Raw genomic sequence first — 16,414 nt, forward strand, 5'->3', positions numbered from 1 at the left:
TGGCAGAGCGGTGCTGCTAGACCCCGCGCTGGATCACCGATAGCTCGTCGCGGGCTCGGGTGGCGGCGACGTAGGTCAGGGAGCGGGTGCGGAGTTCTGCATCGTGGCGGCCGGACGCGTCGAGGACGGCGAGGCGGGCGGTCTCGGCAGTGGAGCGTTGCCCGACGTCCGCGAGGACGACCTTGGTGAACTCCATGCCCTTGGCTCGGTGCATGGTCATCACCAGTGGTTTTCCCGCGGTGGGCTGCTCGCGGTCCACGGCGCGGACCGGGACGCCGCGTTCGGTCAGGCCGGTGACCACGCGTTCGCGCTGGAAGCGGTCCTGGACCAGGACCGCGATGGTCTCGGGGGCCTCGCCGGCCTCGAGCCAGCCTGTCAACCGGGCGGCGATCGTGTCGAGCTCGCCGGTCAGTGAGGTGACCGGCTCGATCCGCGGGTTCGGGCCGGAGCGGGCCGACCGGTAGCCCGTCGCCTCAGGTTCCTCTTCTAGGTCCACATAGGAACCGCCGTCGAGGATCGAGAGCGCGTAGTGCAGGTTCTGGGCGGTCGTGCGGTAGTTGAGTGTGAGCCGCCGGGAGCGGCCGACGATCTTGATGCCGTAGCGGCTCAGCACAGTCCGCGGGCCGTAGATGCGCTGGTGGGAGTCCTCCGCGATGAACAGGTCGTCCGTGCCGTCGGCCGCGAGGGCGCGGAGCAGCTGCCAGTGGGCGGGGGAGAGGTCCTGGCCCTCGTCGACCAGGACGTGGTCGGCGAGCGGGCCGGTCTCTCGCAACCGCGCGGCGGCGACGGCGGCGGCCTCGCCGAAGTCCAGCGTCCCGTCGATGCGGTTCTGGGCTCGGTAGGCGGAGATCAACGCCCACACGGCGGCGCGCTTGCCCCGGTCGAGTGCGACGCCGCGGCCGGGGCGCCGGACGCGGAGGTACTCGGCCTCGGTACGCACGGCGTGCGGCAGGACGATCAGCGCGTACTCGGTGGCCAGGAAGCTCTCGTTGGCGATCTCGGGGGGCAGGTCGGTGTTCGCCGTGTCCAGCACGGCTCGCCACCGGGTGCCGGGGACCCGACCGTTCGGGCTGGACCGCTCCTCGCCCAGCACCGACTGCACGGCCTTCGCCACGTCGCCGCCGCGGATCACTGCGGCGGCGAGAGCATCGACGCCCGCGATGAACACACCGGGATCGCCGAGCTTCGCGGCCTGTGGCACCCGCGGGTCGAGCTGCGCCAGGCTCTCGCGGAGGGCGTCGGCCAGGTTCGTGGTGAACGTCGTGAGAACGATGCGGGCCTGCGGGTTCTGCCGGGCCAGCCGCCGCGCGCGGTGGACGAGCACGACCGTCTTGCCGGTCCCCGCGCCGCCGGACAGCCGGAACGGACCGTTGTAGTCCTTCGTGACGTAGGTGCGCTGCTCGGGATGCAGGAACACCCGCCACGCGCCGAAGTCCCCGTCCTCGATGACCCGACGCAGCTCGTCCTGGTCGTCGATGAAGGCGAACTGTGCGGCGGCGGCCGGCTTGCGGAGCGAGACGAGGAGCTGGTCGTCCTCGGTGCCGATCGTCGGCGCCGGGCCGTCCAACTGGAGCTTGTCGTGGATCTCGTCGATCGAGTCCGTGCTGGTCAGATCAACGAGTAGGAGCCCAATCCAGCCCTCGTGCCGCTGCGCGAGGGTGAGGACGGCGTCCTCGTCCGGCGCGGCGAGGGCCGCGTCGGCGATCTCCTCGGGCAGGCCGAGCCGGTCGACGAGCGCGGTCCGCGTCCGCCCGCGCCGGACCAGCAGCGGCTTATCGACGACCGGTTCGTCCGCCTGCACGACGGCGTCCGGTTCCGCGACGACCGTGGCGCCCGGCTCCGGCACCGTCGGTTCGGGCACAGCGGGTGCGTCCGGCCCCGCGGGCGTCTCCTCGATCTGGGGCAGCCCGTTGATCGGGTTGACCTTCAGCCGGACGCGTTCGGCGACCTTGTTTGCCTCGTCATGCGGCCAGACCCCGTGAATGACGTAGTGCCGCTCCCCGTCGCCGTCGAGGCGGAACATGACCGCGCGCCAGAAGTCGTCGACCCGGCCGGTGCGCACCCGCGGGTCCGCGGCCCCCTGGATCGGCTCGACGTGCAGCCCCGGGACGGTGTCGTCCGCCGACAGCTTCTGCAGGAAGGCCATCGCCTTCGATCGCACCGAGCCGTCGAGCTTCTTCGGCCATTTAGTCATGATGAGCGTGGGCACTTACGCCTCCCCGGCCTTGCTGAGCTGCGCGATGATCTCCGCCGGATCGGGCGGGACGACGACCCAACCGGCTGCCGCCAGGTCCGTGCGGTCCTCGGCGGGCATGTCCTGGGTCTCGACGACGATGTTCAGGCTCGGCCAGGCGACGTCGATCATGATCCCCTCAGGGCTCTCCCCGCCGATCGCGGGCGCCAGCGGGGCGCCCGCCGCGGCGAGGGCGAGCACGAGCTCACGCTCGGACCCTGGGCGCGCCTGATCGACCACCTGCGCCCAGTCTTCGGGAAGCTCCGGAGGATCGGCCACCGCTGAAATCGCGGGCGCAGTCACCGGGACGGCAACGGGCGTGGCTCCGAGCGTCGTCGTCGAGACGGCCGTCGGCCAGTCGCGCAGGGCGAGCGCGTTCGAGAGCTGCAGCCACTCCCGCCACGAGTCGCCGTGCGCGGAGTCCAGCACCTCGGGGCGGTCGTCGAGGACGAGTGCGGTGCCGACGAGCGGGCCGTCCAGCTCGATGGCGACCGCACAGGACCCGGAACGCCAGACCATCGCCTTGCGTGGACCTGAGGACGCCGCGTCCGTGCCCAACAGCACCCTCCGGGCCGCCTCGGAGAGCTCGGCCTCCGCCGGGAGCAGGACGACCGTGGTCTGGGCCAGCAGAAACATCGGCACCGCCCGCGCCACCGACCGGACGTGCACCGGCTCGGGGGAGGACACCCAGCCGAGCAGCCAGTCGACCGGGCCCGAGCGCAGCGCCTGGTAGGCGGCGGGCGAGGCCATGAACTGCACGTTCGCCATGAGCTGTCCGACGGTGGCGTCCGAGTACCAGGCCGGTGCGGTCACAGAGCCCTCTTCCGCCGCGACCACGTCCCGCGCCGACACCGAGACCACCACCCGCCCGGTGTCCCGCAGAATCTGCCGCTTGGCGGCGTCGTCGGCGAGCCGGTTGTGCGTCACCGTCGCGTGGAACGTGAGCCCGTCGGTGAAGATCGCGACCGCGGGCACCGAGGCGTCGTTGGTCTCCAGCACGAAGTCCGGGCGCGAGTTTTCGACGTTCACCTGCGGCGTCAGCGTCCACTGCCGCGGCTGCCCCGGGATCGTGAACCGCACGGAGTTGCCGAACGGGCCGGGCACCTCCTGCGTGGCGGCGCCGATCTTCTTCAGCCGCTCCACGAACACCTTCCGGAAGCGCTGTTCCAGGTGGGATTCGGGGTCCTCGGCGGGCGGGACCTCCGTGATCGTCCAAGCCGGCACGTCGTCGAGGCTGGAATCGTCAGGCCGGAACCCGAGCAGCGTGCGCAGGTGTCGTTCCGCCGACGCCCGGGACGCCCGTCGGACCTGGCCGGGCGCGACGAACGGGAGCAGGCAGCGGTGGCAGGCCAGCCGGGGCTCGGTGCGGCACTCGCAGTCCCCTACCCGCTCCCACGCCACACCCAACAACTCACGCAGCGTCGCAGCATCCGCGAGCCCCGCCAGGTAGCCCGTCCCACCGGGCACGGCGTCGTGCAGCAGGATCGCCTCGTGGTTGTCCGAGCCGTCGCTGAGCGTCGGGTCGACGACGTGCTCCACCCGGATGTGGTCCGGGTGGCCGCCGAGCTGCTCCCGCAGCCCGAGCAGCAGCGCGGCGGCCAGACTGGGCGCGGCGAAGTCGTCTCCGATCGTCACCGCGCTCGGCAGCCGCAGCAGCAGCCCCTGGGTCCGTAGCGTCCGGGACAGCGCGACGGTCGTGGTGTGCTCGTCCGTCGACGTCCGGAACCGGCACCACGGCCGGTGCTCGTGGGCCTTGTTCCGGCCCGCGTCGGTGTCCAGCTTCCCGCAGCCCTCGCACACCCGGAACAGGGCGCCGGAGATGTCCTCCCCGGCGATCGTGCGGGTGGCGCCGTGCCCGGCGGTGCCGAGGTTGACCCAGCGGATCGTGAGCGCCTTCAGGTACGTGCAGCCGAGCCCGACGCCCTCGGCGAACCACCGCTTCTCGATGTCCGCCGGGTCCACGTCCGCCGCCGTGACGACCTGGAAGTAGCGGTTGTCCCGCTGGTCGCGCCGGTCGGTGATCGTCGCCTCGTCGCGGCGGATCTCCGCGGTGACGTGCGCCAGCTCGACGACCCCGAGCCGCTGCCCCATGTCCCCGACCCCGCTACTCCCGCACCGCGGGCAGCTCGGGACGGCCTTCGCCTTCCCTTCGAGGGCCACGTCGACGGCGTAGCCGCAGGCCGGGCAGAACACCCACGGCCGGATCGCCACCCCGTCCACCCCGAGGTCGACGGCGTCGATGGTGATCTCCAGCCCGCGCGCGTAGAAGCGGGCGCCGGGCGCGAACTCCCGGATGGCCTGCGCGGAGCCGCGCTGGATCCGGGCGTGGTCGGTCTGGAACTCCTTCGAGTCGGGGTTCATCCAGCTCAGCCCGACGTCGAGGGTGACGTTGTCGTCGAGCAACGTGTAGTTGGGCAGCAGCCCGTACTCCTCGAGCACCCCGATCCAGTACTCGCCCTGCAGGTGCGCGAGCTGCCCGGAGGTGAGCTTCCGCGCGGTCTCGGCCGAGCGCTGGGCGCGCCGGTCGTCCTCGGTGGCGGCGCTGGACTGCGCCTGCGCGATGAGGGCGGGCAGGGCGTCGTCGATCGCCTGCTGCCGGTGCTTCAGCTCCTCGACGGTGCCCTGCCAGCGGCCGCTCGCCGCGTGCACCTGGGCGGCGAACGCGCTGGTCCCGGGCCCGCCGGGCGCGGCCAGCCATGCCCGTAGTGCCCCGACGACGTCGTCCGGCAACGCGCCGAACGCGCCGAGGAAGCGGTCGAGGTGCGCCGACGCGTGGGTCTCGGCGTGGCCGATCAGGTCGCCGAGGAACGTGCCGGGCTGACTGGAGCCGATGGCGCTGCGGGCCCGACGGGGGTGGGGCCGGGTCTCGTCGCGGGCGAACTCGTCCGCGAGGTGCGCGGTGTACTGGCGGCGCAGGATCTCCTCGGCGCGCAGGTAGGTCGCAGGAGGCCGGACCTCGCCGTTGATCACCGAGAGCGGGTCGCCGAGCTTGGGCAGCTGCTCGCCGCGCCCGGTGATGAACGCGAGGTTGAGCGCGTTGCCGGTGAGCCGGCCCGCGCGGCCGACGCGCTGCAGGTAGGAGGCGACGGTACGGGGGAGCGAGGCCAGGACGACGGCGGAGAGGTCGCCGATGTCGATGCCCATCTCCAGGGTCGGCGTGGCGACCAGGACGTTCGGCGCCGCCGGGCTGTCCTGCGCGCCCTTGAACCCGTTCTCGTAGGCCAGCCGGACCTCGTCCTCCAGCAGGCTCGTGTGCTCCCGCGCGACGACCCGCCGCATGTCCGGCGAGGCGTAGAGCCGCTGGTAGAAGTTTTCCGCCAGCGGGCTCGCCTGCAGCCGTCCGGTGCAGGTCACCAGCATGCAGGGGGCGCCGGTCAGCTGCTCCACCGTGGTCGTCGACCCGGTGACCGGCGCCCGGCAGGTGCCGCAGACCAGCAGGTTCCGCCCCGCCGCGAGATCCTCGGCCGACGTCGGGCTGACGACGACGCCGCCCGCCGGAATGGCGAAGACTGCGGCCCCGGACGTGCTGGTGATGGAGTTGAGCACCTGGTCGCGGGCGAGCTGTTCGAGCAGCAGCCGGGCGAGCCTGCCGCCGTCGGTGGGGCTCACGTCGAGCACCCGGGAGGTCCACTGCGCGTACCAGGACTTCGGCGGGGTGACCGGCTCCAGCCCCTCGCCCGCGGGGTCTCCGCTCCCGCCGATCCGGGGGTAGCCGGGCGCCGGGCGGCCCTTGGGGAAGGCGGGCATCCCGTCGCCGCGCGGGCGGCCGCCGGAGACCCACCAGCGGTTGCCGTCCTCCTGGCGGTAGCGCTCGAACCACGGGTGCTCGACGGCGCCGAGCGACCGCATCCGGTCCAGCAGCCCGCGCACCCACTGCAGCAGTTCGCGGTCCGGCTGCTCACCGTCCACAGTGTCCGATCGGGTCTGCACCGAGACCCCGGCCAGCACCTTCCGCGCCGCCGCGATCATCTTCGGCGGCTGCCCGGCCTCGACGCCGACGGCCGCGGAGCCGGTCAGCTCCAGGGTGCGGCCGGTGCGGGAGTTGAGCCCGAACTCCAGCATCGCGTCGAGCGCGAGCCGCTTCTGCACCCGCGACCGCACGCTGATCGGGATCTGGCGGTACTTCTCCGCCGTCCAGAATGGAGTGAACGACTCGCGGTCCGCGCAGTCCGGCGCGAGGAGGCGGTAGCGGTCCGAGGCATCGTCCCCTGCGCTGCGCATCACCTCGTCGACCAGGCCGTCGAGCGTGAGCGGCCCGTCCGCGACGGCCTCGCGCAGCACCGCACGCAGGGTCAACGTGTGCGAGCGGGCCTGCACGAACCCGGCGCGGTGCGCGGCGTCCTGCACGGAGTCGGTGAAGACCAGCGCCTTCTTCTCCCCGGGCGCCACCTGCGCCGACCCGAACAGCGTCGACAGGGACACCGACAGCAGCGTCGCGATCGCGCTGCCCAGGAACCGGATCCCGTCCTCCTGCCCGCAGGCGGGGCAGGTGTCCTTGCGGGAGTCCTCGTCCGCCTCCTGCCCGGCGTGGGTGAGCACGGGCAGCACCCAGCCGTCGCGCAGGTCGGGATCATCCTCGGCCGGGGTGGCGGTGAGCAGCTCGCGGGTGCGGACCGAGAACCAGGCCAGGCCGGACGCGGGGGGCTCACCGCCGAACACCGCGTCGGCCTCGGTGGCCGCGGACATGAGCGGCCGGAAGCGGCCTTCGCGGCTGGCGTGGTCGCGGCGGATGGAGTCGTCGTTCGCGGCGAGGCTGCCGCCGACCGGTGCCAATCCGACGCCCCAGCCGGACCTCCCGCACCGCCGGCAGTACAGCGCGGGGAACGACGGCCGGACGTCCTCGGCGTCGTGCACCCCGGTCGGTGGGCCGTCGTCTCCCCACCGGAACACGGCGGTCGAGTCTGCGGCGCGGTCGATGCGGGTCAGCTCGCGCACCCACAGGTGCGCCTCGACGGACAGCGCGTCGCGCCCTATCGCGGCCCGGACGTGCCCGAACGCGGCGACGACGCGGGACAACAGGCTCTCCCAGGCCGGATCGCGCCCGGTCGCGGCCAGGCTCGGCGTCGCCGTCGGACCCACGACCCGCTCGACGAGTGCGCTCAGACTGAGTGCGTCCCCGGACTCCCGTGCCATGGCCGCGACGAGCGGATGCGCCTGACTCAGCCGCAGCAACAGGTCCGCGCCCGCGGTGGCGAACTCGCCGGGCTCCTTGCCGTAGAGCAGCGCGAATACGGCCCGTGCGAGCTCGGCACCGTCGGGATCCTCGCCGAGCCGGTCCAGCGCGGTGTTGATCTCGGCGACACGCAGCTCGGAGATCGGGGTGGGGGCGTAGCCCATCGCGGTGAGCACCGCCGCCGAGCCCTCGGCCCACTCGTCCTGGGTGAGCCGCGACTCCGTGACCACCGCGTCCGGCCCGAACGGCTCCCCGAACACGGTCTCGGCGAAGTCCAGCATGACGCCGGGATCGCCCTTGTCGCCCAACGTCGCCGAGGTGGCGACGGGGGTGATCCGGCCGAGCGGCCGCGCCCGGTCCTCATCGGACAGCCGGGGGTCGGTGTCGCTCCAGTAGCTCTTGAGCGTCATCCCGAGCCGCCGCAGCAGCATCGCGACGTCCGTGCCCTGCGCGCCGTCGTAGGTGTGGAACTCGTCGAGGACGAGGTAGCGCAGGCTCGTCGCGGACGCGCGCCAGATGTTGCGGTCCGCGTGCCGCAGCAGGAGTTGGTCGAGCATCTTGTAGTTGGTGAGCAGGATGTCCGGCGGCTCGTCCTGGATGATCCCGCGGTCGGTGATCAGCCCGTCCTCGGTGACCATCGTGCGCGGGGTGTCGTTCTGCCCGGTGTAGAGCGCGGCGGTGACCGAGCGCAGCGCCGACTTCTGGGTGAGAAGCTTCGTGAGGCGGCCGGCCTGGTCGTTGGCCAGGGCGTTCATCGGGTAGAGGATCAACGCCTTCGTCCCGGTCACGCCCTCGCGCTTGGCTCGCAGCACGTGGTCGAGGAGCGGGTAGAGGAACGCCTCGGTCTTGCCGGACCCGGTTCCGGTGGTGACGAGCGTGGGCAGCGGCCTGGGATTCGTGAGCGAGGAGAGCCGCGCGAACGCCGCCGCCTGATGCCCGTACGGCGTGTGCCCCTCGTACCACTCCAGGCTCTGCCGCCAACCCTCCTCGGCCGGCCGGAACGGCAGCCGCAGCCGCACGTACGGCCCCTTGAACATCCCGGACTCGGGATCGCCGAGGAACCGGTCCAGGGCATCGCGGGCGCCGGGATCGGTGAGGCCGAACGTCGTGGTCAGGTAGTCGACCAGGCTGTGCTGGATGCTCCCGGCCTGGATCGTGGGGAGGAGCTCACTCATGAACGCTCCGCAAGCCGCCGCTCGAACTCCGCATACGCGACCCGCATGTCGTGCTCACGGTCGAGAGTCTGGAACGGCAGCTCGTAGACGTAGGTGTTGCCCGCCTGGTTGGTGGCGGTGCGCTCCTCCTCGGAGATCCGCTCGCCCTTCTTACGCCAGACGGTGAGCACGGAATTGGGTACGAGGCGGCCGTTCGCGTCGTAGAAGTAGGTGTTGCGGTCGTAGCCGTAGAGGACCGGGAACTGGGTACGGTAGATGGTGCAGAGTTCGTCGGCGGTGAGGCCGAGCGTGAGCGCGACTATTGCGTCAATCTCCACAAGCGCGTGTCGACGGTCCGCAGCGATCCTGAGCGGGGTGTCCACAGTCCAGGTGTGGTCGACGGTACCCAGGGCGGGACGGCGGGCGTAATCGAAACCGCCCGTCCAGGTGTCGTGGCCAAAGTCTGAGTTCCAGCATCCGCGCCATATCTCCGAGTAACTATCCACGACCGCATTGAGACGTAGGGTGCGCAAAAGAACTTCGTTGCGCATCGGTCCATCTGCATAGGGAAGGCGATTGGCGGTACTGGCGCGAATATGTTTCTTCGGTGCAACGCGGACGGCGAAGTCGCTGAGCAGTGAACCCATGCTTCCGCACGCTGCAACTAGATCGGATAGTGGGGAATCCGGCATGCCGGCCGAGAAGATTCCGTCGACATGGGCAGCCCCGGGTGGAATCAAGGCAGTCATTAACGTGCGCTCGCCTGTATTGGCTGCCATGCAGCGCCATGCAACTCGGTAGTAGTCTCTCGCTGGCCGCGGATCTTGATCATCGCCCCACTCTGTGTATCCGCAGTCATATCGGTATCGATCTCCGGCGGGTGCGTATGCGGTGGTCGGAATCGATGAAGGAGCGAGCTTTTCGAGGTCGTTGCCCGACCAGTCGCGGTTGTGGAGCATCGACTTGTTGGGGATCTTGTAGGCGGGGTTATTTACGTGCAGATGTGGGCCTTGAAGGATTACATCATCCCACGATTCAGGGGTGCCCCACTCGGTATCGAAGTATCCGGTGTCGTGATCGGTTGTCTCGTTCCAACCTGGGCAGAACTTTAGGTTCAGGCTGGCAATGCGCCGAGATCGTGTCAGGTTTTCGAGGACTGATGCTGCGGCTCGATTGACGGTATAAAGCATTCGCGTACGACGACGCGAGCCTGCGGCATTCTCAAGGATTGAATGCCACACGCCGAGAGTTTCATCGTCCACGAGAGTGATTCTGCTTTTGTGTGGACGAACGTCCCACTTGCCGTCGAGGTCCTTATACCCTGGCTCTGGTCCAGAGTTGTCGTGTACGAGCGACCTGACCACGGTATCGGGGTGGTAGATTGAGACGGCATTCTTGAATAGGACTGCCTGGCGTCGCTCGCCGTAGACGTTCACGCTATAGCTGTTGTGGTTGTCAATTTCGAACAGCTTGAGTTCGTTGATGAACTCCCAGTGGCGCCGGAGGCGGAGGTACGTTTCTGTACGTAGTGTGCCCGCCTTGTCGTCTGTCATGTGGGTGTCGAAGTGGATTAAACCAATTCTTCCGTCCGCACTTCTCAAGCGCCAAGTCTGCTCCATGAAACAGCGGTATAGATCGGGTCGAAGTTTCGCCAGACTTGGAAACTGCGGTTCCGAGCTGAGGAATCGAGCTATACATGAAACATCTGCCGAGCCGTCGACGACTAAGTCGAACAGGCCGCTGAGAGCGAGTGTTGCTTGGCGTTTCTGCGCGGCGACTGAAGGGCTCGGCTTCGCTGACAGCTTCCACCACGGATCGCCCTCAGCAAGGAGTGCATCTACATCGAGATCGGGGCGCACCCACGGCGGATTTCCGACCTGCAGGTCAAAGCCGCTACCAGCGGCGAACACGGTGGCGAAGTCGAGGTTCCAGTGGAAGAAGCCTTGCTGCTTCGCGACTCGCTCGCACACCACCAACCACGGGTGCTCGACCAACAGCGCCTTGATCGGGCGGGCGCCGGCGAAGTCGAGGGCCAGCTCTTCGGCTTCGCCCAACTCCTCCCAATTCGTCGCCTCACCGAGCGAGATCTGGCCAGCCGTCTTCGCGGCCCTCTTCGTGTGCTCCTTGCCGAACTCCGGGTTGCGGCCGAGCAGCGCTTGGAGCCCCGCGATCCATTGGTCCACAGTGGGCGGTTCGACTCGCACTCCGTCGACTGTCACCGCAGCGTCGGTGAGGGGCCAGAACCATAGCGCGGTCCAGGCGTCCATCACGCGACGCAGCCGCCGGTAGGCACCGGACTCGTCGGCGAGGGATGCTTCGATCTCCTCCCGCGTCACCTCACCCCCGGCGGGGAGCGACCCCGCGCCCCACACCGGGATGGACCGCCGGATCTGCTGCTCCGCGATGTGCAGGCGTCGATAGCTGATCTGCCACAACGCCTCTACGCGGTTCGCCAGCTCGGCCAGGGCCGCGACCTGCGCTTTCGAGGGCTTGGTCTTGGTGGATCCGCGCCAGGTCTTGAGCTTCTTCACCGCGTCCGGGACCAGGCTCGCGGCCTCCTTGGCGTCGGCAGCCGCGCCCCAGCCGTCGGCAGGCAGGAGGAAGTGGTGGATGCCGTCGCCGAGGTCGGAGGCGATCCGGCCGGCCTCGATGTCCGCGGGCAGCGAGGTGAGCGGGAGGTCGACAGGCACCGCGGAGAGCCAGCTCCTGTCCGCGACCTGGCTGCGGCGGTACACCGCGCGGCGGGCACCGATCAGGGAGTTGCCGCGCTTGAGGTGCAGGCCGAACCACGGGGCGGAGAGTCCGGAGACCATGGTGTCCAGCCAGAGCGAGATCTCGGCGAGCTCGACCGCGGTGGCGTTGAGGTCCACGCCGTAGACGTTGTGCAGCGCCAGGTAGCCCTTGACCTCCTGCAACCGGCGCGGGTACTCGTCCGGGTCGATGCGCTCGCCGAGCTCCTCCTGCCGGCGCTTGAGGTACTGCTCTGCGAGCTGCCGCACCGCCTCAATGGCGAACGCGCCCGAGCCCAGCGCGGGCTCGCAGACCGTGAGGCCGAGGATCTCCTCGGCGCTGGTGCGTGTGCCGTCCTGGTCGAGCAGTTCTTCGAGGGCCTGCCCGACGGTGAACCGGGTCAGCACCTCGGGGGTGTAGTAGGAGGCGGACTGCTGGCGCTCCCGGCCCGCGAGCCGGAACACGAAAGACCCGGCCTGGTGCAGGACCGGCTTCTTCTCGCCCGTCCGCGGGTCCTCGGCCTTCACGAAGTCCGCCGCGGCGATGCCCTCGGACCGGCTGACCGGCACGACCCACGAGCCCTTGCTACTGTCCCCGCCCTTCGCGACCTCGTAGAGATCGGTCTCGGCGAAGAAGCCGGTGTAGGACATCAGGCCCTCGTACACCGCGCCGAGCTGGTTGATGCCGAGCTCGGCGTAGGAGATGAAGCCGCGGTCCTTCCCGCTGCGCTCCTTGCTGAGCAGGAGATGCGCGAGCACCTTCTGCAGCGCCGCGTTCCCCAGCCCGACGGCGTCGATGAACTTCGTGGCCCTGGGCAGGAAGAGGTCCGCGCGCAGGGCGTTGAAGTGGAGCCCGTCGGAGGGGCCGGCCCCGTCCTCGTCGTCGGACTCGGACGTGACCACCGCGGGCGCGTGCCCGGTGTCGACCAGCCCGAACAGCACCGCCAGCGACTCGTAGAGGTGGGTGCCCGCCTGCGCCCGCGGGGTGGCGAGCTCGACCTGCACCAGCTCGCGGAGGCGGTCGAGGCTGTAGCCGGCGTCGTACTCCGCGGCACCGGCGGGTAGCACGCCCAGCTCGGGGGAAGCCTCGGCGTAGAGCAGGAACAGCACGCGGTAGAGGAACCGCAGGGACTGCTTGGCCAGCTCGTTCGCATCCGCACCCGGCAGCGGGTCGAGACCCTGCGTCTTGCGCCGGGCCACCACCTCGTTCGCGATGATCTCGATGGACAGCCGCACACCCTCGCGGAGGTCCTTGGACACCCCGACGGTGTGCTTGACCGACTTCTCGAGGGTCTCCAGCCACCAGAGCTTGCCGGCGGCGTCCGGCGCGACGGACTCGGCGGACAGGCAGGTCAGCGCACGGTCGATCTCCCCGCCGCGCTTGGTCTCGTTGCGCTCGCAGATCAGCTGCAGGTCCACGGCGAGGTAGCGGCCCTCGGCCCAGCGCTCCTGCTCGGCGAGGATGATCCACCGCCCGGCCAGGATCAGGGCGAGGTCCGGGGCGGCGGACTCGTCGACGAACAGCGCCGACACCAGCCGCGCGGCGGAGGTGAACTCTGGCCCGTCCTCCTCCAGCGCGAGCGGTTCCAGCAACGTGGGCTGGTCCTTCGCCAGGGCGTCCTCGTGCGTGACGGCGGGGCGGGCGAGCACTACGGCCAGCGGCGCCCGCTCGGTGATGCCCGCCGCGGAGATCCGCCACAGCGGCCCGGTCTCGGCGACCTGCAGGCCGTGTTGGCGCAGCTCCAGGACCTGCACGATCTCGGTGTAGACCTCGCGGGCGGCCTTGGCGACGGTCTCGTCGTCCTGCACCACGGCGGACTCGCGGTCGGCGAGCTCGGCCAGCGCGGCGAGGTCGACCTCCAGCTTCTGCCGGACCTTCGTGAACCGGGTGCGCGGGGTGGGTCGGTCGGCCTTCTCTTCGGCGTCCCACGCCTTGCGCCGGGCCAGGACCTCGGCGTGGAACGACTGCGCGGTGGCCTCGGAGCCGAAGTAGTGCTCGGAGATCCAGCTCTCGCCGACGAGGATCGCGTCCGACCCGCTCACTGGGCTTCCCCCTCCGGGACCACGACGAGCAGCGGCCGCACGAGCTGCCGGTCCGGTCGCATCGCCTCCACCAGCTCCTTCTCCTGCGCCACCGTGACCCGGCGCTGCTTCAAGCCCGCGTTCTGGGTGGCCTTCTCCGCCTCGGCGTCCCACCGATCGAGGCGCTGGGACCAGGAGTCCACCCGACGGGCGACGTCCGCTTCATTGGCGGCGACCAGCGACCCCATCTGCGCCTGCGCCTTCTCGACGGCGGGAGGCACGAGCCGCTGCAGGTCCGCGACGTTCTGGACACCCCCGGGGTTGTCGCGCCTGCGGTCCCAGCCGACCGAGGCGAGCATCGCCGCCGCGGACTCGTGCGGGGTGAGCAGCGCGAAGTCCGGCACCGGGAACGCCGCGCTCAACCAGGTCGCGGCCACGATCTCGCCGCCCCGGTTGGTGAGCGTGCCGAGCAGCAGCACCGTCGGGTCCTCGACCTCACCGCGGACGGCGAAGATCTCGTTGCGGCCCAACGACGACAGCGCCCGGTCCGCGGCCCACCCGAGGACGGGGTGCAGCGGGCTGAGGTAGTGGGCGTCCGGCCAGTTCGATCCGGTCTCGTCCTTGAGCGCCTCGGCGAGCCGATGCTTGCCGCGGGCGACCGTCGTGGCCAACGTGAGCGTCTTCGTCACCCTGCGCTCGCTGATGTAGGTCTGGGGGAGGACGTCGAGGCGCTGGGCGAGGTCCTCTGGCGGCGTCAGCGAGGCCGTACCGAAGCCCGTGTTCGGCCGCCAGTCCACGCCGTCGTTCGAGACGGGGTTAGTGGGATCGGTGAACGCGGCGGCGAGGGCGGTGTCGAGGTAGGCGAAGTCGTCCTCGAAGAGGCCGGTGCCCGCGGTGGGCACGACCGTCGGGACCGGCTCGGGCGTCGGGGCGGCATTGCTGAGCTGGGCGAACAGGCTGGAGAGGTCGCTTCCGGCCTGGACCTGCGCGGGGGTACGCACGACGTCGTCGAGAGACTTCTCCCGCGCCAGCACGCTGCGGATCTGCTCCTCCTCGGCCTTCACGTCGTAGGAGCCCATGAGTGAGGCCGCGTCCCCGAGGGCGGTGTGCGCCTCACTCTCCTTCTCCATGAGGCTGCGCAGGATGCGGACGTCCCCGGCGAAGCGCTCGCTCGCCGGGTCGAGGAGCAGGGCGGTGATGCGCGGCGGGTGCTTCTGGCCGTAGCGGTCGATGCGGCCGTTGCGCTGCTCGATGCGGATCAGGCTCCACGGGATGTCGTAGTGCACCAGCTCGTGGCACTGGGCGTGCAGGTTCACACCCTCCGAGGCGACGTCCCCGGTCACCAGGATCCGGACCTTCGCGCTCTCCTGCTTGAACTCCCGGACCACGCGCTGCTGCTCGTCGTCCGCCAGGCCGCCGTGCATGCTCTCGACGGCGTCCGCGGGCAGGCCGAGATCCCTCGGGAGCTTCTCGGCGAGCCAGCGCAGGGTCTTGACGCGCTCGGCGAACACCACGGCCCGCTTCGGGGAGTTCTTGCCGACGCCGGTGCTCTTCAGGTGCTCGACGAGTGCCGTGTACTTGGCCGAGGGCTGCGCGAGAGCCTCCTCGGTGAGGTCCATGAGGCGCTGCAGGGCTGCGCGTTCGACATCGGCTTTGGAGTCCGGACCCAGGCGATTCGTGCGCTCCTTGATCGACTCCTGCAGTGCCGCGGGGGAGGAGAGGAATGCCTTCGCCAGGGTCCAGGGGAACAGCGCGGAGTTCTTGCCGGAGTAGGGGCTCGCGCCCTTCTCGGGCCAGAGCCACACGTCCTCGAGCTCGCGGGCGATCGCGTTCTCGGCGGGGTTCGCCGGCACCAGGACGTTGTGCGGGGGCTGCCGCTCGGCCCAGTCCGCCCCGACGACCGACTCCACCTCGGGGCTGTGCCGGTGGCGTCGGATGACGAGGTGCTCGATCTCCTTGGCGTTCAGCTCGCCGGACGGCGGCACCGCGGACGGGTCCAGCAGGCGGATGAGCTCGGCGAACGACTCCTTCTTCCCATTGTGCGGCGTGGCGGACGCCAGGATCAGCGCCTCGGCGTTGCGGGCGAGGATGCGGGCGAGCCGGTTGTTCTGCGTGGCGTTGTTGGCGAGGTTGTGGGACTCGTCGATCACGACGGCGTCCCAGCGCTGCTTCTTGAGGCTCGCGAGGTAGCGGTCCGACTTGAGCGTGTCGATGGAGATGATCACGCGCTTGAAGTAGGTGAACGGGTTGCGCGTGGCGGGCAGCTTCTGGCGCACCCGCTGGATGCCCGCGGAGTCGAGGCGGACGAAGGGCAGCGCGAACCGCGTCCACATCTCGTGCTGCATCTGCTCCAGCACGTGCCGCGGGGTGACGATCAGGATCCGCTCGCCCCGCCCGCGCCTGACCAGCTCGGAGAGGATCATGCCGATCTCGAGGGTCTTGCCGAGCCCGACGGCGTCCGCCAGCAGGATGCGGGGCCGGAGGTTTTCGGGGTCGAGGGCCCGCCTGACCGCCGACTGCTGGTAGCTCAGCGCATCCGCGAGGCCCTGCGTCGCGACGGTGAGGGAGCGGTCGCCGAGCGGGATCGGGGTCTTGCGGAAGGTGGACTCCACCCACAACCGCGCGGTGCGGTAGTGCGGGCTCGCGTCCGCCACGACGGTCGCCTGCGCGGGATCCAGCGGCTCGATGCCGTCGAGGCTCGCGTAGAAGCTGGCGGTGGTGTCCCGCACCAGCTCGGTGAGCCCGCGGACGTGGACCAGGAGCCCGTCCGCCGTCTGCTCGGTGGACTGGACGAACCAGTCCTCGTCCCGCACCACGACCACCGAACCGGGCGCGAGCGCCTGCCGGACCTGGGACTCACTGGTCGCTGTGATGGCGGCTCCCCCTTCGTGCGGAGAGACTCCTGGCGGGATGCACCACCGAATCCCTCCTGGATCGTGCGTGTCCAACTTAGTGGGGTCGTCACGTGATGCTCACGTGGGCTCACGATCGGGTGAACTCCACTCGTCGAGCGGAGTGACTTCCCCAGCTACGGCCCGAATTCTCGATGGATGGGGGGAAGCGGACATCATTGTGGGGCGAAAAACAAAACCACCCGGGGGTA

General features: G+C 70.2%; 4 protein-coding genes. All 4 read right to left on the reverse strand.

Features of this window, described 5'->3' with window-relative positions:
- Positions 1–16: 16 nt before the first annotated feature.
- The 4 genes from PP1_RS27340 to PP1_RS27355 are packed head-to-tail and all read right to left on the reverse strand — an operon-like array spanning position 17 to position 16,124.
- Positions 17–2,209, reverse strand: coding sequence for a UvrD-helicase domain-containing protein (locus tag PP1_RS27340; protein ID WP_029239940.1), 2,193 nt, complete (start codon positions 2,207–2,209; stop codon positions 17–19).
- Positions 2,210–8,581, reverse strand: a complete 6,372-nt coding sequence (locus tag PP1_RS27345; protein WP_010241041.1) for a DEAD/DEAH box helicase — start codon at positions 8,579–8,581, stop codon at positions 2,210–2,212.
- Positions 8,578–13,332, reverse strand: a complete 4,755-nt coding sequence (locus PP1_RS27350; RefSeq protein WP_010241039.1) for a restriction endonuclease subunit M — start codon at positions 13,330–13,332, stop codon at positions 8,578–8,580. Before PP1_RS27350 ends, PP1_RS27345 begins: the two co-directional genes overlap by 4 nt.
- Positions 13,329–16,124 (reverse strand): helicase-related protein, encoded by a 2,796-nt coding sequence (locus tag PP1_RS27355; RefSeq protein ID WP_202796456.1) that lies wholly within the window; start codon positions 16,122–16,124, stop codon positions 13,329–13,331. Before PP1_RS27355 ends, PP1_RS27350 begins: the two co-directional genes overlap by 4 nt.
- Positions 16,125–16,414: the final 290 nt, after the last annotated feature.

Origin of the sequence: Pseudonocardia sp. P1, from assembly GCF_000178675.2 — a bacterium.
Lineage (GTDB): Bacteria > Actinomycetota > Actinomycetes > Mycobacteriales > Pseudonocardiaceae > Pseudonocardia.

Bases quoted from the DNA above. Each gene is read 5' to 3' on its own strand.
- PP1_RS27345 (WP_010241041.1), bottom strand. From the start codon at position 8,581: ATGAGTGAGCTCCTCCCCACGATCCAGGCCGGGAGCATCCAGCACAGC.